The organism is Flavobacterium sp., assembly GCF_036741995.1.
In the GTDB taxonomy this organism is placed as follows: domain Bacteria; phylum Bacteroidota; class Bacteroidia; order Flavobacteriales; family Flavobacteriaceae; genus Flavobacterium.
Genome location: NZ_DAINRG010000029.1, coordinates 1 through 20429 on the forward strand (window position 1 = coordinate 1; position 20429 = coordinate 20429).

A 20429-nucleotide genomic window follows, 5' to 3' on the forward strand; every position below is an offset into this window, starting at 1 on the left:
CAGTCAAATTAGTTAAAAGGGTTGGTTGGGGATTCTGTTTACCTCCGATATCAAAAAATCCGCCAGTATCGGGTGTTTTACTACCACCAATGGTAGTCGTTGTTGTCGACTGTGAATAGCCAACGAATGTTCCTAGAACGGCAATTAAAAGAAACAATCCTTGTTTCAGTTTATTTAAAAAATTTGTTTTCATGATAATAAAAATTTAAGATTTGATAATGATTAAAACTCGTTGCTTTTCATCCAAAGCTTTATAAACAATTGTTTTCAGCTTGGTAAAAGCTTTTCGGGATAGTAGTCCTAAACCGGCTCCCGAAATCTTTGTAACCGGCGCGATGCAGCCGTTCAATTCTTTAATGGCATTATTGGCAGGATGAATCAAAATAAGATTTCTGTTTTTTACTTCAACCAATTCCAAGTGCCATTTAAACTTTCTGCTAAATCGCTTTTTTAGAAAATATTTCCCTTCCGGAATACAGGAAACCTTCGTTTCGTTATTCTTCCAAGGCAATTCAATTGTGTAGCAAATCAATTTGCCCTCGCATTCGAGTTTGCCATTAGTTCCTTCAGGGAAATAAGTTCGGGTGAGTAAAAGAACCATTACACACCACTGTCAACCTTCACAATCGATAATGGGTTAAAAGCACCGTTTTTAAGCGGATACATCTGACCATTAACTTCTTGGTAGAATTCAATTCCTAACGCCAAGAAAAGAGGTTTTGTACTGGCTGCTGTAACCTGATTGGTTTGTGCAATCGCAACAGTTGCCACTGCATCCCAAGGTAAAATAGCCGTTGCCGAACTTTCCACAATAAAGGTTTCCGCCTCAAAGTCAATTTCTGCACCGGCAGAAATAATTTTGTAATGCGTTGTACCCGATGGAGCTGCAATCATGTTAATCGGTATAAATGATGGAATGTCCACTGTAATTTCACCGCTAACACGGTCTATAGCACCTGTGTAAGGTGCATAAAGACTTGTACCAAGTTTACCTCTGATATTGAACTCAAAACCCAATAACAATTCGGCTTCACCGTCAATCACATTTCGCAAACCACGTTCACTAACCAAGTCAGCTTGAATTACTTTTACCATTTGTTGCGTAAGTCGACTTACCATTCTGCCATCAGCAGAGTTCAATAGCAAAGCTCTTAGAGCGGTTCTAAGCAATTTTCCGGCCTTCCCAGCCCGTCCAAATTCAGAACCGTTTTCACGGGTTCTCTGAAACGCAGGGTCATTTTCTATCCTGCTTTTTTCGATACCTCCCTTCTCGCGGGCAAGGTGCCCGTCTTGCGAAGTTTTATAAAAGGTAATACCTCCGATAGTGCCTTTTAATTTAATTATGCCTTTCTGTCTTGCCATAATTTCTAAACTTTTGATTAATACTCATTTTCACAATTCACTTTCATTTCGATAATCGTTGCAACTAAATCCCGAATGATTTAATCAAAGATTCAAACATTAAAATCACATTTAAAAGAGCTACAATCAATAGCCACAAATAATCGACTATAACCACAAATAATAATGCTTGGAGTTTTCCAAAAATTCTATAGTTTTGTATAATATGAGAGGTATGACATAGCCATACCAAAGGCATAGATAAAGTATCAAATGGGACAAAGCAGCGGAAGAGTGTGCATGTACCCAAAAGACGTTCAACGAATAATGGGAAAGGAATACACCCAGGCAAGGCTGTATTTAATCAAGATAAAGAAGCACCTGAATAAAGAAGATCATCAATACATTTCAGTTGAAGAATTTTCAAAATATACAGGTCTTCCAATAGAAGAAGTTTTGCGTTGTATGCTCTAGGGTAGAAAGAGTAGATTTAGGTCTAACGGTTCTTTGAGAAGCTTACAAACTAGTTCAATAACCAGTTCAAAATATGAACTTTCCCTTGTATATCAGTATAGAAATGATTATATTTGGACATACAATTTAATGTTCTTTATCACAGTTTGATAGTGACCTATTTCGTGACCTATCAACCATAATTACAGCGAATACCTTTAAATACTAGCATACAGAACGAGGTTCGAATCCCTCTTTCTCCGCAAAAGAAAACCGATTGGGAAACCAATCGGTTTTTTTATTTCCTAAAAGTGCCAAAAGTTTACTTTTGAGTGCTTTTGGGAAATAAAAAAATAGGCTGAGTAACAGCCTTATGTTTTTTGCTCAGGATACCCTTTATGGGAACAGCGCAGCTAATCCCGTTTAGAAGTTATAAGGTGCTGAGGCGCTAAGATTTTTATTTCGGTCACTTTTCTTCGTGATGGTCCTTCGGCAGGCTCAGCAGTATGTATCGTAGCACTGCCAACCCTATCACTATTAACAAAACCTAAGTCATTAGCTTTTGGACTGAGGGAACAACGGACTCTTAAAGATGGATAAGATGAAACCCAAACTCTGAAATGACCAGTTTATGGGTTTGGAAATACAGGGCTTTTTTATTAATCATATCCAATATTTCTTCCGGAGACGGAAAAAAAAGCTCAAAAACTCCTGGATTGTTTTCAAAAAAAGTGGCGGGATCTTCCATTTTTTCACCTTCATAAAAATATTCAATGGTCAATGGAACATTGATTATTTGTGTATACTCAAAAATAGCAGAAAATGGCATAGGTAGGTATTGTTTAGTTTTGGTACAGCAAAAGTACCAAACCATTTCGCAAACTATGTTAAATAAGAGAGTAGCTGTGTTAAAAAAAGAGGTAGTACATCGAAAATATAGAAAAACGATGATTACTAGTATCGTCTTATTCAAAAACATCACGTTAAAACTCTACTCAACGTTGAGGAAGGCATGGCATTTTATCATATGCTTTTACACTTATGGTTAAACGGCTAAACATTGTTAACCTTGCCGGCAAAATTTAATATCTTTGTAGTAAACGCTGCTGTATGTCGATCAAAATTGAAGCCCTGCAAATTGCCGAATCGTTCAACATCAGGAAGTTCCGAGAGGACTTTCAGGGGGTGGAGCATTTTGGTACCCAGTCTGAAATTTTCTTTGTCTTCCCCGAAACCAACCGGTACCTTTATCTTTTTGATTATGGAGTGATTGTGTTTGCCAATTATGAGGCTGCCGCCAAAACTGAAATGCTGGCCTTTGCCCAACAATACACCAGCACTCCTATTCAAACTCCTTTAAATGAAGAATATCAGGTAGAAATCAATACACAACTCACCACCCACAGCGTAAAAAATAATTTTGTTACAGTGCCCAAGATTACGCCCTCAATCATGCGCATAGTGACCTTAAACACTGGGCAATCAGTGGCCTTGGAATATTATGAAACCCTGACCGACGAGATGATTACCTCCTCTAAACATTATATTTTAGAATTGGAACGCCGCGGAAAACTGTCGATTTCCAAAACAAACCTGCTCAAATATATCGGAAAAGTCCTGAATGTAAAAAACAGCGTCATCGATAACTTATACATTCTTGACGATCCTAATCTGGTTTGGGATAATGAAGAACTGAACACCTTAAACCGTCAACTCAAAGCGAATTTTGAAATCAATACTCGCTTTAAAGATATTGATTACCGCCTGCAGATTATAGAAGACAACCTTACCCTGTTTACCGATGTTTTGAATGTGAGGGAAAGTTCCCGTTTAGAATGGGTGATTATCCTACTCATCGTCCTCGAAATTGCTATTGCCTTATTTGTTCATTAATCGGATAGTATAGTCTGCCATTAGAGAGTTACGAAGCATGTATTAAGAATATAAAGTTCCGAACTGAATATACCGGTATCATGATGGCAGTTTCTTCATAGTATGACGCATATCAGTTTATATTTTTTATTTGCTACTTACTTTTGGAGCAAAATTCTGTCTGTCATGACAAAACAATTATTTTTTAAAAACCAGGCACTTTGATACTTACTAAAATGAGTTTAAACAAATATTTCCAGATGTATCAGTGGTTAATCCTTAGTTTATTAATCAGTAGCCGTTTTGGGGCTCAAACCATTCCTGATACTCTAAAAACACAACGTTATTCACAATGTGATACGCACTATGTTTATGAATATTCTAAACCAAAATTTTGGGACATGGTAACTTATGTTCCTAAAGATGTATATCAGTTGGGTGTATATACCGTGCAAAACGAGAATTTAAAATGGGATGCTTTGGCGCTGGGAAGTACTCTACTTTTAATCCCTTTTGATCAAAAATTGATGACAGAAGCTGATTACTTAGGACAACGGTTAGGGGGCTGGGATAAAGACAATCAATATACTAAATTACTCGGGTTGTTGAATATCATTCCCAAAAACATCAGCTCGGGAGTCTATTATATGGGTAATGGGGGTACAACATTGTTATTAAGTGGTCTTTTTTATGGTATAGGAACAGGCAAAAACAAAGATTATCGAGCTTTAAACACATCGAGTGAGTTGATAGAATGCTTGTTATCCGTTGGTGTTGTTACACAAACCATGAAAAGAATTACCGGAAGGCAAAGCCCAAAACCAGCGATTGCCGATGGGAATGACGGTGGAAACTGGAGCCCTTTTCCAAGCTTTGATGCTTTCCAAACAAACACACCCAATTATGATGCAATGCCCTCGGGTCATTTAGCAACTTTTATGGCATCAATTACTATTATTGCTATTAATTACCCCGAAAAACACTGGATTAAACCGGTTGGCTATTCGCTTATGACTATTTTGTCTTTTAATATGGTCAGCAGTAAAGTACATTGGGTTTCGGACTATCCGATTGGGTTGTTTGTAGGCTATATCATGGGAAAACAAATTGCTGAGAGAAGACTAATAAAAATTGCCAAAGACTCTAAAAGTATGCTAACTCCTTTTAAAAAAAAGTACGATATCAATTTTCATACCCGTTCCTTTGAACATAATTTACTATTGGGCTGTACTGTCACTTTTTAAAAAAGCTATTGAATCGTATGTTAATGATACTTGTAGTATAAAACAGGAGTTTAATAAGATGTTTTATCCTTTTCAGAATAAGGCGGTATCTGACTTTTAATTGCCATCATACTTTTGTTTTTCTCAAAAACTCAATCCATTGCTTCGGTTCCGTCCAAAACGGTATCCCCATCAGGAAACACAAAGTCATTTTCAGAAAAATCGAGGATTTCCGCCATCGGAGCGTGTTTTATAATTTCATCAATCCCTTTGCTCAACATCAGTTCTGTTGAATATTTCCGGCTATTGGCCAGGACCAAACCGTCTTTGGATAGTCGGAAAAAGTATTTGTTGGCCGCCTTTTTGTATTTGGTAAAGCCAAATACGGTTATGTTGTCTTTGATGGCGGCAATCATGCGTTCGCAATCTGATTTTTGCTTACAGCCTATACTGGTAAAAATCGTTTTCCCTTTTCTTGTGGCAAAAATAAATTTATAATCTCCGTTATAGCGCTTGCTAATGACAAACATTCCCATATACTTACTATCAAAATTTAAAGTGGAAATTCGATTCTGAAATTTACTATTTCCCAATCGCACTTCCTTACTTCACCTTCCAAATGTAGAAAAAACAAACGGAATTAAAACCAGCTTGAGGCACTACTAAGCAATAGTTATCAAGAAAAAAGAGGCGTCAATCCGCAACTAATTGCCTATCAGAAATGTATCAAAAACCTCTCGATACATTTTTGGTTTAGCCAAAAAAACTTAAAACCGAGCAGTTACATTCACAAATACATTTCGTCCCATTCTTGGAAGATTATTCCAATCCGTATAAGTTGAATAGTGAGTATCTAACACATTCTCCATACCTGTTTTTATCAGTATCTTACTGGGATAAAATGAAAACTTATACCCTACACTGCAATTGATTACGGCATAGTCAGGGGTTTTATCTTCTCCATAATAAGCACTGTACTGGGTTTGTACCGCATTGCCTTGCACCGCTATTTCGGCGCTGATTTTTTCTTTGGCATAGGATAAAGCCGAAGCATAACTAAACGGTGCCATAAAAGGTAAATTCATTCCATTGCCTTCCTTTCCTCTGCTAAAAACCAATTGTGTATTCCATTTCAATTGTTTGGTGAATTGATATTCTGTTGTGAGGTTTGCATTGATGATAGTTGCATACTCCAATGCCGTATATACTTTTACACCATTGGCACCCAAAGTCATTGGAACTAACGCAGCATCCGGTTGGGCCATGATATAATTGGAAATATGAAAATAAGAAGCGGTCATTTTAACGGCAAGCTTATCATTTTTGTATCCTATATAAGTATTGCCTTCCCATGATTTTTCATTCTTTAAACCGGGATTACCAATATGATCATACCCATCAAAACTATTGAATAAATAAAAACCATATCCTTCCGAAACCGAAGGAGCTCTTTCGCCATAGGCTATTCCTAATCCATATTCCCACCCGGCTTTCATATAATTGTAATTCAGTGCCGAACTTTTAAGAAAACGTTGCTGCTGCGACGGCATTGCAGGATAAAAAATCTGCAAACTCTCTAACCCGGATTCGCTTGCCACTTTATTGAGATGAAAACCGGCAGACAGTACCATTTTAATGGAGGAATGGCAATTTAACGCATAAGTATCCTCCACAAAAAGACCATTGTAAAAAGTTCTCACATCCGGCCAAGTGTACATAAACATAGGGTTTTCAGCAGCAGCTGCCGGATACATTGTCATTTCGGCTAAGGATTGATTGTAAAACGCATTCCAATTAAAGAGCAAATGATGTTGCTGCAGTTGGATTTTTACTTTGGAATAATAGCCATAGGTTTTACTCCAACCGGGCATATCCATATGTATGGGCACTACAGGTCGCTGGGTATCGTCCATACGATGCGTGATGGTATTGAAATAGATTTTGGTTTCCCAATCTTTAATAACCGCATTATGGGGGATATATTGGAATTTCAATGAGCTGATAAGGGCTTCTGCCAACGATACATCCATGGGCAATGCCGGATAGCCTATGTTCGTAGCTTTGTCATAAATTACAGAGGCTTCTACGAGTTTATTGCTCCCCAGTTTATATCCCAAAGTAGTGGATAAATTCATTTTTCTGAACTGCGAAAATAGAATCTCCTCAGACTTTCCTGCTTTGTAATTTTCCGCATCGCGAAACATAAAATCGGTATCGGCATAAAACAAACTATCCGCATAACTGACAGACATCCCCATGATTTTTTGTTGGTTATTCGTTTCGTAACCGCTATTCAGATTAAAATCCCATTTTTGCTTTCCAAATTGATCTCTGTTGCGTTTTAAATCGATAGCACCACCAATAGTACTGCCAAAACAAGCTCCTTCCTGACCGGAAGAAATGGTGGCTTCGGATAAATTGGACACCTCAACATAGGAAGTTATCGGATCCATTTTATCGGTACAGGCTCCGAAAATCCGCATGCCGTCTATAGTAATTAGTGTTCTTTCGGTAGTCATATTATTAATAATGGGTTCCCAGGCATAAGCTCCACGTTTTATCATGTCAACTTTGGCCGATTGTTGTAAGTATTCATCAATCGAAGACAATACTTTGGTTTGTTTTTCAAAAAGCTGCGCCTTTTTACCTATGACAATAACTTCCTGAAGTTCTTTGGGTTGTGTGATATCTTTTACCGCTTCCTGAGCCATGAGTGAACCCGAAATCAGCAGCAAAAACCAACTATAATTTTTCATAACAATAGGATTAAAAACGGTCAAAACCTTAACAGGCATTGACCGTTTTGTTAAGATAAACTGAACTTAAAATTCTAAATCCAAATAAAGGCTACTCTCTGTAACCGTATCGGAAATAGGTTCTCCTTTGAGTAAAGTCCCGTCAGATTTGAACAACTGCAAATTGATTTTCCAATATCCGGTCATGGTTAATGCCATTTTACCGGTATATAATTCTCCGGGGCTCAGCTGGACTGCATCCATATTATTCGGGGAACCGTGGTTACCCATACTTGGCATTCTCGGGTCTATTTTTAAAGTATAGCCGTCCACTACCGGAAAATGCATCATATCCTGCATTTTAAAAACACCAAGTATCACATCATTTACGGCCACTTTAGGATGATGAGGCTCGGCATAAGCCACTATATATTTTATGCCATCGGTACCGGTAAAAGTAGTAACTCTTCTTTCGGCGGAAGCCGGCACATCCATAGTCGTTGTGGCTGTATAGGAGATTCCCTTAATAGTATAATCAAGGGTTAAATCCCAATATTCGGTTTCATTTTGGGGCATTTGAAATACTATATAACCCTCGTATAAAGTACCATTGGAGGTTACTTTTTCTACAGCCGATTTTGGGCAAGAATGCGTCATCATGCTCATGTGCATTAGTGGTGTCCAATTAATTTCTGCGTCCTTTACATAATTATTAGTGGCGTTATCTTTGATTCTTATTTTGATTTCGTTATACCCTTGTTCTACATCCCTATGAGAATACAATTCCAGAGTATGTGTATCATTAGTAATTTCTTTGAATTTGTTTAGGCCTGCTAATTCATCGGTTGGCACTGTTGCATCCTCACTGGAAGAACAAGCAGTAAACACTGCTCCTATGGCTAGTATCGCCACTATATTTTTTATACTACGTTTCATTTTATTTTTACTTAAGTTTATACAATAGTTTGTCTGAAAGATTCCTCTTTCAATCATTTTTGGACATAAAAATCCTATTGACATCTTTTTAAGAAGTCAACAAACGATAAAAATTAAGCAGTGAAAGTTGGGGGATGAAATACGGAATGACTATCCAAATGCGAGTAAAGATTGGTATAATGAGTGTTTCTTTCCACTGTACTACAGTCGGAAAACAACTGGGGTTCCCATTGTGGTATGACTTCACAGTATAAGACTTCCACTTCTTGAGCAATTCCTTTTTTATCGGAAGAGATTGGTTTTTCGCTTTCAGCCTCTTTGGCTAATTCTTTCATCAAATGACATTTTCCGTTACAGTGCATTTGTGGTTTTGCTTTATTGACACAAAGCACCGTAGTGATGTAATCATAATTCACAACATACTCAACAACCGGAAAAGCCGGTTTCAGTAGCATGACTAAGGCTATTATGATTACAGTTGTTTTCACTTTACTAAAAGTATTTTGCTTTTTGCAGCTTGATATTATTCCGCAAATTTAGGGCAGATGAAAAATACCATTGTATGACTATGGTCATGTTTTTAGCCTTTTATATCCTCTAAATTTGTAATCGATAACAGTACTTGTTACCAACAACAGTACTCGAAAGCTTAAACACTTGAAATCCATTATGCAGATAGATTTAGATTTACTCTTTACTTGGGGCGCCATAGCTAAAGAATATAAAAAAGGGGAAATGATTTTTTGTGAAGACGAAATGGCCAACTTTTATTTTCAGATTATTGAAGGCAGTATCAGGATGTTCAATTCTAATGATGAAGGAAAAGAATTTACACAAGGCTATTTTTCTGACGGTCAAAGTTTTGGCGAACCTCCCTTATTTATTGATGAATCCTATCCCTCAACAGCCGTAGCTTTTCAGGACAGTAAAATCATAAAATTATCCAAAGACAAACTGTTGAAAATTTTAGATGAATACCCGGCAGTACAAAAGAAATTTTTAACCTTAATGTGTCGACGCATTCACACTAAAGCGCTCACGTCTAAAGATATCATCAATCAAAAGCCCGAGTTTAGAATTACGGCCTTTTTAAATACCCACAAAAAAAGTAAAAACGGGAATGAAAAAGAATTGGTTCCGTTTACCCGACAGGAAATAGCCAATTTTACAGGATTGCGTGTGGAAACCGTCATCAGAGCCTTATCAAAAATGAGCAAAGGAAAAAAAGTGGATATTGTTAATCATAAAATATATTACTAATGAATTTTAACAGTAAATTTTGGTTGAAATTTTCACTACTTAATCTGCTGATAGTTGCGCTACTCGGGCTTTTAATGCGTTACAAAATCGGTTTTGAATTTCCTTATGGCAATCAAAAAAGTCTGCAGCATTCTCATTCTCATTTTGCTTTTTCCGGCTGGATTAGCCACACTCTAATGGTTTTACTGATTGCGTATCTGAGCAAAAAAAAAGGTTCCGGTATCGATTTAAAAAAATATAATTTCATCCTTACAGCCAATTTATTTTGCGCTTATGGAATGTTGATTTCTTTTATCATTCAGGGGTATGGTGCATTTTCAATTGCATTTTCTACGGCCTCTCTTTTGGTTTCTTATGCTTTTGGCTATTGTTATATAAAACATCTAAAGTCATTACCCTCCGATGATTTGACTAAAAAATGGTTTACTGCTGCTATTTTTTTTAATATCATTTCCTCTTTAGGCACCTTTTTCTTGGCTTATATGATGATTACCAAAAACATTCATCAGGAGGAATATTTAGCTTCTATTTACTATTACCTGCATTTTCAATATAATGGTTGGTTTTTCTTTGCCTGCATGGGATTATTGTATGGTTTTTTGAATCTGAAGAAAACAGACAACCACTTTTTTGATACCACTTTCCGACTCTTTTTCTTTTCGTGTCTGCCGGCTTACTTCCTATCTACCCTGTGGGCTGATTTACCGGTTTGGCTGTATGGGCTTACAGTACTAGCAGCTATCATTCAAGTAATTGCTTGGTATAAATTTTTGTTTATACTCCTAAACACCAAAAGAGAATACCTGACTAATTTCCCTTATTTTTTGCGTTATATTTTGCTTTTTGTAGCGTTTGCGGTAAGCATCAAGGTTTTATTGCAGTTAGGCTCTACCATACCGTCAGTAAGTAAATTAGCTTTTGGTTTCAGACCCATAGTAATTGCTTACTTGCACTTAGTTCTTTTGGCCATTATCAGCTTATTTCTGTTGTTTTATATTTATGCCAATCATTTAATACACAGCAATAAAAAAATAAAACTAGGCGTAATCCTTTTTTCTATTGGCGTATTACTCAATGAAATTATTTTGGCCGTACAAGGAATAGCTTCCTTTAGTTATACCTTAATTCCTCATGTAGACATAGCACTTTTTGGTGCTGCGGTTGTCTTGGTCTCCGGAATTGGCATTACCGCTTTTTATTCGATAAAAAAAGTTAAAACTCTTGCTGTTTTATGATTCAACTCATAAAATAACTGTTTCATAATTAAGTACTTTGTGTATATAAACCAAGTATTTATTATCATGAAAAAATCAATTAAAACTTTGCTATTTGCGGGCTTACTTGTAGCCTTTGGTTGCAAACAAACTGACCAAGCTCCTTCTGAAACAACAACAGAAAACACTACAAAAGAACAATCTACAGGACAATCTGGCGTAAAAGATGAATCCTCCAGCCCGAATATTGTTCAGACTGCTGTGGGCAGTAAAGACCACACTACTTTGGTAACCGCTGTTAAAGCAGCCGATTTAGTAGACGCTTTGAGTAATGCAGGACCTTTTACCGTTTTTGCCCCTACTAATGCCGCCTTTGACAAATTACCGGCAGGTACGGTAGCGGATTTATTAAAACCTGAAAATAAAGAAAAGCTGAAAAATATTTTAGGTTATCACACCTATGTAGGAACTCTTAAAACAGAGTATATGCAGGACGGACAAGAGTTTGACATGGTTTTTGGCGGTAAAGTCAAAATCACCAAAAAAGGAGACAAAACCTTTGTTAACGGTTCTGAAATCGTAGCTTCTATCCCAACATCAAACGGAATCATTCATGTGATTGGCGATGTGCTTTTACCAAAATAAAAATAATTATTAATTCAAAATAAGTCCTTTTTTTTAACGTTGAAAAAGCGTGAATTTTTACTAATTCACGCTTTTTTATGATTTAAATCATATTATATTCATTGTTTAATGCTTCTTTTTGTGGTGTTACTTCAAGTCTCCTTTTAATGCATTCATCCCTAAAATACCTTGTCATTCTGCTAAGTCTGATAACCGCTTTTACAATTTACAATACTTTGGTTTACACTTCAGACAACACAGTCACCTTATCAGCAAAAGCTATAAAAGGTGAGCATCTATGGCTGCAAAACAATTGTAATGCCTGCCATCAGCTTTATGGTTTAGGCGGTTATTTGGGTCCCGATCTGACCAATGAATATTCAAGAGTTTCCAATGAAAATTATCTCAAAGCCATGTTCAACAGCGGGGTCAAAACGATGCCACAGTTTCATTTTAATTCAAAAGAAAAAGAAGCGCTAATTCAATTTCTGAAAGAAATAGACCAAACCGGTTATTACCCGAACAGCACGGCAAAAATACAACCCAACGGATGGGTAACCCTGAAATACAAAAACCTTGATTATGAAAAATAACGCCTATCCTTTTTATTTTATCACTATAGGTTTGGTTTCTTTAGTACTGGGGCTGCTTTGTGGTTTATTGGCCGGATTTCAATACATAGTTCCCGATTTTATAAAAACGGTTTTGCCTTTCAATGCCTTGCGCCCTTTGCATACCTTATTTGTAGTGTCATGGATTTTATTGGCTGCTATTGGAGGAATTTATTATTATCTCGGAAAAAACCCGAATGCGAAAAGCCTCAACCCTAAACTTATCCAAGGACATTTTTGGATTTTCATACTAACCGGTTTGGGAATTATATTCTCCTATATCAGTGGTCATTTTGAAGGCAAGGAATATCTGGAATTCCCCAGTTATTTCTATTTTCCCATAATGCTAGGCTGGCTACTGTTTGGCCTAAATTATTTTAAAACAACCAAAGCTTCTTTTAAATCTTGGCCGGTCTATTATTGGATGTGGGGCACCGGAATTGTATTTATGCTGTATCATTTTACCGAAGCGCATCTTTGGTTGTTGCCTTATTTCAAAGGTCATTTTATTCAAAATATTGCCCTGCAATGGAAAGCCGGTGGCTCGTATGTGGGTTCCTGGAATATGCTGGTTTATGGAACTTCCCTGTATGTCATAGCAAAAATCAGCAAGGATGCTAGTTATGCCCACTCCAAAAAAGCTTTCTTTTTTTATTTCCTCGGACTAACCAATTTAATGTTCGGTTGGGCCCATCATATTTACATCATTCCCACGGCGCCATGGATACGCTATGTAGCTTATGCCATCAGTATGACCGAATGGATCATTCTGTTTTCCATCCTATACGATTGGAAAAAGAACTTATCCAAGGAGACTATAACCAACTATCCATTGGCCTATCGTTTTATGAAGCTGGCCAATTTCTGGGTGTTCTTAAACATTGTTTTAGCCCTGCTCATCTCTATTCCTTCCATAAACCTTTTTACACACGGAACGCACATAACCGTTGCTCATTCCATGGGAACTACTATTGGGATTAATACTTTAATTCTACTGTCTTCCATAACTTATATTTTAGAATCGACTAACCTGATTTCTGTAAATGCTACCCGTAAAATACAACTCGGTCTGCGCGTTTTTAATTTTTCATTTGTTGGTTTTTGGTTGCTGCTTTTACTAATTGGTGCCAAAAAAGGATATTGGACCTGCTTTAATTCATCGCTTTCTTTTGGCGAATTTCAACATTCACTGCATTGGCTGTATGTCTTGTTTTTCATTTTTGGCTTGGGAATGGCCACCGGCTTGTATCGAATCGTTTTTGAACTACTGAAAATACTAAAGTGCCAATAGATTAATCCATCACATGATATATATCATCCTTTTTACTAAATGATTTCGCAAAATTCGCAGTTTATTTAAAAAATTACCAAATGACTTCTCTAAAAAACACCCACACTTTTCATATTCCCGTAATGGGATTGGCCTATACCATTGACAGTCCGATTCGGGTGGCTCATTTCGGAATTTCGTCTGTAATTTCTATAACCGATGACGAGCTTATAGAAAAAATGCGGGCGTTTTACAGCAAAAAATTCAGCCTTCCCTATCAGGAAATCACTCAGAAATGCCAGGACTACCGGGCAGAAAGAATCAAACATTATCTGAATTTAGTGGATACTATTGTCAAAGATAAATTTGAACATTTCAAAAATGAATTGGCCGAAAGCAAAACAGCTATGGAAAACTACATGGCCATGCTTCCCAATACATCGGAATTAAAAAAAGGACTCCAAAAATTCATCGAGGAAGGTTTGTTACTAAAAGACACCGTGAAAAATTACTTGACCGACCATTTTTCCCCCGGTACGATAGACGTAAATATCATGACCAAAGTGGATAAAGATAACTTTGAAAACAACATCCAATTGCCGATTGAATTTAATGATGCTCATGCCTCTTTACGCGGTTTTGCCAATAGCAATTTGAATTCTTCCGTGGTACTATCTGCCGGTATGAATCCCAGACTTTACAGTTATTTCGAACAGTTTCCGATGTTTTATCCCGATGCCAATGGGCATTTGCAAAAGAAAATCATTCTTAAGGTGAGTGACTTCCGTTCGGCTATGATACAAGGCAATTTTTTAGCCAAAAAAGGACTCTGGGTTTCGGAATACCGAATCGAATCGGGACTGAATTGTGGCGGGCATGCCTTTGCCACCGACGGATTTCTGTTGGGACCCATATTGGAAGAATTCAGAACCAAAAAAGAACAATTAGTGCAATCGGCATACGAACTCATGATTAAGGCTTTGGAAGCCAAAAACCTTCCGATTCCAACAAAACCCTTGGCTTTAAAAATTACCGCGCAAGGGGGTGTAGGCACGGCCGAAGAGCATGACTTTTTATTATCGCATTTTCAGATGGACAGTGTGGGCTGGGGATCTCCGTTTCTTTTAGTGCCCGAAGCCACATCGGTAGATGAAGAAACCCGAATGTTGCTAGCCAAAGCGCAGGAAGATGATTTTTACCTTAGTGATATTTCACCTCTCGGGGTTCCGTTCAATGCCGTAAAGGGAATGAGTAATGATCGTTGGAAGCAAAAACGGATAAACGAAAATAAAGCCGGAAGCTCCTGCCCTAAAAAACTATTGGCCTTGAGCAAAGAATATGATAACCAGGGCATGTGTACTGCCTCCAAAAAATACCAAGATATTAAGTTGGCTGAATTGGAAATCCTAAAAAAAGATATCTCTGCATCTGATCTGGAGAAACAAAAAACCAAAATAATGGCGAAATCTTGTCTGTGTGTTGGTCTAGCCAATCCTTCCTATCTGGAAAACGGTATTGAAGTGAAAGGACAACAACAAGGCGTAGTAATCTGCCCCGGCCCGAATTTGGCTTATTTTGATAAAATAGTATCGTTGGCTGAGATGGTAAAACATATTTATGGTACTACTAACATTCTTAAAGAGGTGAATCGTCCGAACATGTTTGTGAAAGAATTGAAAATGTATGTAGACTATTTGAAAAATGAAATACAAAACCTTACGGATGATATCAGTGACGGAAAAATAAAAAAGTGGAGCCTGTTCAAAAAAAATATTCTGGAAGGCATTGAATATTATGAAACCTTGTTTGCCACAACCTCCTTTTTCCAAAAAAATACGGTGGAAATTTATAAGGAGCTGAAATTTTATAAAATGGAAATTAGTCAGATTACATTTGACAAAAATGAAAAGGCTCAACTGTCATTGACACCGTCTATTTGCTAATTAAATTTTGAAAAAATGAAAGACTGGAAAAAGTTAACATCAAATCAACGAATAGAAAGAGTGCAACAAGCATTGCATGAGAATGTAAATTTTATGCATGACATCTCATTGGGATATCCTGCCTCCAAATTGGACGGTAAGGTTTTTTATGATGATGCTCCTTTTTTGAAAGATGCTCCGGTATTAATGACTTATGTGGCCAATCCCAATCATATTGGGTGTCACACAACCGGAACTTCTGAAACTGCTTTTAAAGGCACTCAGGAAATGGAACGGGAAGTACTGGACATAGTAGCCGTGGATATTTTCAAATCGGCTAAAAAACAATACGACGGTTATATTGCCACCGGCGGTACCGAAGCCAATATTCAGGCTTTGTGGATTTACAGAAACTTTTTTCAAAATACACAGCAGGCAAAATTAGCTGAAATCATGATAGTGGCTTCGGAAGATACTCACTATTCTATTGCCAAAGGAGCAAATCTGTTATCACTTGATTTGATGAAGGTTGAAGTTGATTTTGAAACGCGTCGCATTCTGGATAATGAACTGGAAACATTGCTTTGTAAAGCCATAGCCGATGGGAAGAAGTATTTTATTGTAGTAGCCAATATGGGCACCACCATGTTTGGCTCAGTTGACAATCCTGATACTTACACCCAACTGTTGGAAAAATACAATGTACCATATAAGCTTCATATAGATGCGGCTTATGGCGGTTTTGTTTACCCTTTTATTGCTCCTGACAGTACCTTAGATTTTGCCAATAAGAAGGTTTCTTCCATTACGATTGATGCCCATAAAATGCTGCAGGCACCTTATGGTACCGGGATATTTTTATGTCGGAAAAATTTAATCGAAAATGTACTAACCAAAGAAGCCGAGTATGTGGAAGGAATGGATTTGACTTTATGCGGCAGCAGATCGGGAGCCAATGCCATCGCTGCCTGGATGATTTTGACCACTTATGGCGAAAACGGATGGTTTGAAAAAGTAAAAATTCTTCAATTGCGGACGGATTGGATTTGCAAACAATTGGATGCTTTAGGCATTGCCTATTTCAGAGAACCTTATATGAATATCGTCACGATAAAAGCAGCTTATATTCCAACAGAGATAGCACACAAATATGATTTAGTGCCCCAAAAACACAATGCTGATAACCAGTGGTATAAAATTGTTTTAATGGAACATGTGGAAGTAGATAGCTTACATCATTTAATCGAGGATTTGAAGAAGCTGATTCTTATCTAAAGACCACTTTTATTGCTTTTGTAGCTAACGTTGCTGAAGTAAGGTTCTTTGTGGAATACTCTAATTTTTGGAGGGTTTCGGTGTTATTTCTAAAATGTTGAATATAAAAATTTCCCTGATAGTTATGGGTTTCCAAAACAGCTATCATTGCTTTAATATCAGTTTCGTCTAGCAAATCCGAATGATAAGTGGTTCTTACTTCAAACGGGATTTTACAATCGATTAGTACTTTTAAGGATGCGATAAATTCGGCATGGAAATTCTTTTGGGTTATCGCCTTTACCTTTTCTTTTGGGGCTTTAAAATCAATCGCTACATAATCAATTAGGTTAGCTTCGGCTAAGGTTTTGAGCACCTTGGGTTGGCTTCCATTAGTGTCAATTTTAACCAAAAACCCCATCGTTTTCACGGCTCTAATCTGCTCGATGCTATTTTTGTGAATCAAACATTCGCCACCACTGAAAACTACGGCATCCAACAGTCCTTTCCGGGATTCCAAAAAAGAAATTGCTTCAGGAAAAGTCACGACTCCTTTTCCTAAAACAATTTCCGGATTATAACAATACAAGCATCGCATGTTGCAACCGGCATACCAAAAAATGCAAGCCGATTTATTGGGAAAATCCAACAACGTAAACGGTGTGATACTGTAAATGGACATGCTTACTTTTTACATTCCTGAAAATGCATCCGTTGCTTATGTTCTCCTTTTTTACCAATGTTAAAACTTTCTACAGGCCGATGGTAGCCCATCACCCGGGTGTACACTAAACACTTGGTTCTTAACGGTTGGTTTTGTTCTAAAATCTCAATGGTCTTTGTTTTCATAATTTGTGTTGTTTTGGTTTTCCAGTATAGCTTCATCACATTTCGGGCAGTACTCGTGTTCGCCGTTCAAATAGCCATGAATAGGGCAAACACTAAATACCGGGGTTACGGTGATGTAAGGTAATTTGAATTTTGTCAATACCGTTTTGACAAAGTTTTTACAGGCTTCGGCAGAACTGATTCGTTCATTCATATACAAATGCAAAACTGTTCCTCCGGTATATTGGCATTGCAATTCGTCCTGCATCCATAAAGCTTCAAACGGATCCTGCGTATAATCAACCGGAATCTGGGAACTGTTGGTATAGTAAATGTTTTCATCCATTCCGGCCTGAAGAATATTGGGGTAACGCTTCTTGTCTTCTTTGGCAAAACGATAGGTAGTGCCTTCAGCCGGTGTGGCTTCCAAATTGTAGAGGTTACCGGTTTCTTCCTGAAATTCTTTCATTCGGTTTCGGATATAATCCAAAATCTCCAGACATAAATCATGACCAAAAGTTGTGGCAATATCTTCTTTGTCGTCAGTAAAATTGCGCACCATTTCGTTCATGCCGTTTACGCCTATGGTGGAAAAATGGTTTCTAAAATGCGGCAAATAGCGTTTGGTATAAGGATACAAACCACGGTCATACATTTCCTGAATAAATTGCCGTTTCTTCTCTAAAGTTGATTTCGCCAACAGCATGAGTTTATCCAATTGTTGGAACAAACCTTCTTTGTCATTTTCATACAAATAGCCTAACCTTGCCATATTAATGGTCACGACTCCAATACTTCCAGTCATTTCGGCACTGCCAAACAACCCGTTACCGCGTTTCAGCAATTCCCTTAAATCGAGTTGCAAACGACAGCACATACTCCGAACCGCATTTGGTTTGTAAGCATTCGGATTTTCCACTCTATGCCCTTCCTCATTCAAAGTGTATTGGCTACCAATAAAATTCTGAAAATACGAAGACCCTATCTTGGCAGTATTTTCAAAGAGCAATTCGGTATTTTCTCCTTCCCAATCAAAATCTTCGGTAATATTCACCGTCGGAATCGGAAACGTAAAGGGTTGTCCGTTGGCATCTCCTTCGGTCATCACCGTATAATAAGCTTTATTAATCAGATTCATTTCGGTTTGAAAATGTTCGTAACGCATATCCGGTAAAGAAGTTACACCTCTTGCTTTGGCTCGTTCCACCATACTTTCATCGGTTAGTTTATCGAAAAGATGCTGGTCATTTTTGGTCGGAACCTGCTCTTTCAAATCGGCCGGAACGACCCAATCTAAAGTGATGTTGGTAAATGGCGATTGCCCCCAACGCGCCGGAACATTCAGGTTATACACAAAACTGCGAACCGCTTTGAGCACCTCATCAAAAGACAGATTGTCTTTGAAAACATAAGGAGCCAAATAAGTATCAAACGAACTGAATGCCTGTGCTCCTGCCCATTCGCTTTGCAAAATCCCAAGAAAATTAGCCATTTGTCCCAAGGCTTCCCGGAAATGCGACGGCGCTTTACTTTCTATCCTGCCTCTTACACCATTGAAACCATCGTTGAGCAACACTCTTAAGCTCCAGCCCGCACAATAGCCCGTCAGGCAATCCAAGTCGTGAATGTGCAGATCACCGTTGCGGTGCGCATAACCTTCTTCTTTGGAGTAGACTTTATCCAGCCAATAATTGGCAATAATCTTTCCGGCTACATTATTCACCAAACCGGCATTGGAATACGAAGTATTGGCATTGGCATTGATGCGCCAATCGGTTTGCGAGATGTATTCTTCAATGGTTTGCGTGCTGTCAACATAGGTGGTGTCGTCATTCAATCCCTGAATGTGCTCGCGCTGCAACTTTCTTGTGTGGCGGTACAGCATAAAGGAACGCATGACGGTAAAGTACTCTTTCTCAAAAAGTATTTTCTCAATACTATCCTGAATTTCTTCTACCGCCCAGGTTTCTTTGGTATTGGTCGCCTCAATCACTTTTTCAAAAACAGTTTCATCAAACGGAATGGCTACGCTGTTAAAGCTTTTGAGTATAGCATCTTTTATCTTATACCGGGCAAAAGGTTTATAATCACCGTTTCTTTTGATTACATATTTTTCCATGTTGCCAAAGTTTAAAGTGAAGTCTGGGCTAATTTATCTAGTATGGTAAATTGTTTTTCCAATGCCTTAGCTCCCGGAAACAAGATATTGTTTTCCAGATGGATGTGTTTGTGCAAATCTTCTTCAAACTCTTTGAGCATGGCAAAAGTTACTTTATACGTTTCACAAGCATCGGCCGGTGGCGCGTAATTATTGGTTAATTCGGCAATTTTGGCAAATCGTTCTCCTTCTATAGTATGTTCGTCCTGCATCATGGCAATAGGATTATCTACCGTTCCGAAATGTGGAAGTGAAATAGCCTGATTGGTTTTTTGGGCAGTAACCATCTTTTTGATAAACGGAAATAAAATTAATTCTTCCTTTTTCATATGCTTGGCTAATTCTCCGGCTCCGGCTATGAATAGTCTATTGATTTCAAACAGCTCCGGATGACGACCTCCGTGTACTTTACAAAGCTTATCTAAAAACATATAAAGCACCGAAGATTTTTCCTCCACATAGCGATGGTGTGTTTTTTCGATATAGTCAATTAATAAATCCAGAGGCCAGGATTTAAAATCAATTCCGTTATCATTTTTAGTGAGTTTAACCGCATTGATTTCTGCTTCTAAAGCGGCAGAAGTAATTTGTTTTTTTTCGCAGGCTTCGGCTAGAGTTCGGTTGCCTTTGCAGCAAAAGTCAATCCCGTATTTAGAAAATACGGCCGCTGTTCTGAAATCGTCTGCTACATAATCCCCTATGGTTTTTTTGTCTATTGTTTCCATTTT

21 protein-coding genes are annotated in these 20429 nt (G+C 37.8%); 9 read left to right on the forward strand and 12 right to left on the reverse strand.

Going from position 1 to position 20429, the window contains the following annotated elements:
• The 4 genes from V7D82_RS09365 to V7D82_RS09380 all read right to left on the reverse strand — a co-directional run.
• Nucleotides 1-193 (reverse strand): hypothetical protein (locus tag V7D82_RS09365; protein ID WP_333600716.1); only part of this gene is annotated, 193 nt, incomplete at its 3' end.
• 12 nt (nt 194-205) lie between these two features.
• Entirely contained in the window at nt 206-601 is a 396-nt protein-coding gene (locus tag V7D82_RS09370; protein WP_162127963.1) for a DUF5675 family protein, read from the reverse strand.
• A complete protein-coding gene (locus V7D82_RS09375) occupies nt 601-1362 on the reverse strand; it encodes a hypothetical protein (RefSeq protein WP_162127962.1) in 762 nt (253 codons plus the stop codon). Before V7D82_RS09375 ends, V7D82_RS09370 begins: the two co-directional genes overlap by 1 nt.
• Before the next feature lie 1018 nt (nt 1363-2380).
• Nucleotides 2381-2623 carry a hypothetical protein gene (locus V7D82_RS09380; RefSeq protein ID WP_333600717.1) on the reverse strand — a complete coding sequence of 81 codons (243 nt, stop codon included), beginning with the start codon at nt 2621-2623 and terminating at the stop codon, nt 2381-2383.
• 281 nt (nt 2624-2904) lie between these two features.
• Here V7D82_RS09380 and V7D82_RS09385 point away from each other — a divergent pair, with 281 nt between their 5' ends.
• Together V7D82_RS09385 and V7D82_RS09390 are read left to right on the forward strand one after the other, a co-directional pair.
• Nucleotides 2905-3687, forward strand: a complete 783-nt coding sequence (locus V7D82_RS09385) for an RMD1 family protein (RefSeq protein WP_333600718.1) — start codon at nt 2905-2907, stop codon at nt 3685-3687.
• Nucleotides 3688-3887: 200 nt separating this feature from the next.
• The gene (locus V7D82_RS09390; RefSeq protein ID WP_333600719.1) at nt 3888-4910 is read left to right on the forward strand and encodes a phosphatase PAP2 family protein; all 1023 of its coding nucleotides are present in this window, start codon (nt 3888-3890) and stop codon (nt 4908-4910) included.
• 131 nt (nt 4911-5041) lie between these two features.
• Here the strand turns inward: V7D82_RS09390 and V7D82_RS09395 are convergent, their stop codons facing one another.
• The 4 genes from V7D82_RS09395 to V7D82_RS09410 form a co-directional block, all read right to left on the reverse strand.
• Nucleotides 5042-5425 carry a YegP family protein gene (locus V7D82_RS09395; protein WP_333600720.1) on the reverse strand — a complete coding sequence of 128 codons (384 nt, stop codon included), beginning with the start codon at nt 5423-5425 and terminating at the stop codon, nt 5042-5044.
• Nucleotides 5426-5656: 231 nt separating this feature from the next.
• Nucleotides 5657-7645, reverse strand: coding sequence for a TonB-dependent receptor plug domain-containing protein (locus V7D82_RS09400; RefSeq protein WP_333600721.1), 1989 nt, complete (start codon nt 7643-7645; stop codon nt 5657-5659).
• Between the two features lie 66 nt (nt 7646-7711).
• Nucleotides 7712-8560 (reverse strand): hypothetical protein, encoded by an 849-nt coding sequence (locus V7D82_RS09405; protein WP_333600722.1) that lies wholly within the window; start codon nt 8558-8560, stop codon nt 7712-7714.
• Between the two features lie 113 nt (nt 8561-8673).
• On the reverse strand, nt 8674-9048 hold the full coding sequence (locus V7D82_RS09410; RefSeq protein ID WP_333600723.1) for a hypothetical protein: 375 nt from the start codon (nt 9046-9048) through the stop codon (nt 8674-8676).
• A gap of 181 nt (nt 9049-9229) precedes the next feature.
• Between V7D82_RS09410 and V7D82_RS09415 the strand changes: the two genes are divergently transcribed.
• The 7 genes from V7D82_RS09415 to V7D82_RS09445 all read left to right on the forward strand — a co-directional run bounded on the left by V7D82_RS09415 (nt 9230) and on the right by V7D82_RS09445 (nt 16736).
• Nucleotides 9230-9820, forward strand: coding sequence for a Crp/Fnr family transcriptional regulator (locus V7D82_RS09415; protein WP_333600724.1), 591 nt, complete (start codon nt 9230-9232; stop codon nt 9818-9820).
• A complete protein-coding gene (locus V7D82_RS09420; RefSeq protein ID WP_333600725.1) occupies nt 9820-11055 on the forward strand; it encodes a hypothetical protein in 1236 nt (411 codons plus the stop codon). Before V7D82_RS09415 ends, V7D82_RS09420 begins: the two co-directional genes overlap by 1 nt.
• A 66-nt stretch (nt 11056-11121) precedes the next feature.
• Entirely contained in the window at nt 11122-11679 is a 558-nt protein-coding gene (locus V7D82_RS09425) for a fasciclin domain-containing protein (RefSeq protein ID WP_333600726.1), read from the forward strand.
• Between the two features lie 146 nt (nt 11680-11825).
• Complete coding sequence (locus tag V7D82_RS09430; RefSeq protein ID WP_333600727.1) at nt 11826-12251, forward strand: c-type cytochrome; 426 nt, start codon at nt 11826-11828, stop codon at nt 12249-12251.
• On the forward strand, nt 12241-13560 hold the full coding sequence (locus V7D82_RS09435; RefSeq protein WP_333600728.1) for a cbb3-type cytochrome c oxidase subunit I: 1320 nt from the start codon (nt 12241-12243) through the stop codon (nt 13558-13560). The genes V7D82_RS09430 and V7D82_RS09435 overlap by 11 nt, the downstream gene beginning before the upstream one ends.
• Before the next feature lie 80 nt (nt 13561-13640).
• Nucleotides 13641-15482 (forward strand): hypothetical protein, encoded by a 1842-nt coding sequence (locus V7D82_RS09440; RefSeq protein ID WP_333600729.1) that lies wholly within the window; start codon nt 13641-13643, stop codon nt 15480-15482.
• Between the two features lie 15 nt (nt 15483-15497).
• A complete protein-coding gene (locus V7D82_RS09445; protein ID WP_333600730.1) occupies nt 15498-16736 on the forward strand; it encodes a pyridoxal phosphate-dependent decarboxylase family protein in 1239 nt (412 codons plus the stop codon).
• On the opposite strand, the gene V7D82_RS09450 is transcribed toward V7D82_RS09445, so the two are convergent.
• The 4 genes from V7D82_RS09450 to ric are packed head-to-tail and all read right to left on the reverse strand — an operon-like array spanning nt 16729 to nt 20426.
• Nucleotides 16729-17397 (reverse strand): anaerobic ribonucleoside-triphosphate reductase activating protein, encoded by a 669-nt coding sequence (locus V7D82_RS09450; RefSeq protein WP_333600731.1) that lies wholly within the window; start codon nt 17395-17397, stop codon nt 16729-16731. The two genes, V7D82_RS09445 and V7D82_RS09450, sit on opposite strands and share 8 nt — an antisense overlap.
• 2 nt (nt 17398-17399) lie before the next feature.
• Nucleotides 17400-17564 carry an anaerobic ribonucleoside-triphosphate reductase gene (gene nrdD, locus V7D82_RS09455; RefSeq protein ID WP_333600732.1) on the reverse strand — a complete coding sequence of 55 codons (165 nt, stop codon included), beginning with the start codon at nt 17562-17564 and terminating at the stop codon, nt 17400-17402.
• On the reverse strand, nt 17545-19662 hold the full coding sequence (locus V7D82_RS09460) for a ribonucleoside triphosphate reductase (protein WP_333600733.1): 2118 nt from the start codon (nt 19660-19662) through the stop codon (nt 17545-17547). Before V7D82_RS09460 ends, nrdD begins: the two co-directional genes overlap by 20 nt.
• Nucleotides 19663-19673: 11 nt before the next feature.
• A complete protein-coding gene (ric, locus tag V7D82_RS09465; RefSeq protein ID WP_333600734.1) occupies nt 19674-20426 on the reverse strand; it encodes an iron-sulfur cluster repair di-iron protein in 753 nt (250 codons plus the stop codon).
• Nucleotides 20427-20429: the final 3 nt, after the last annotated feature.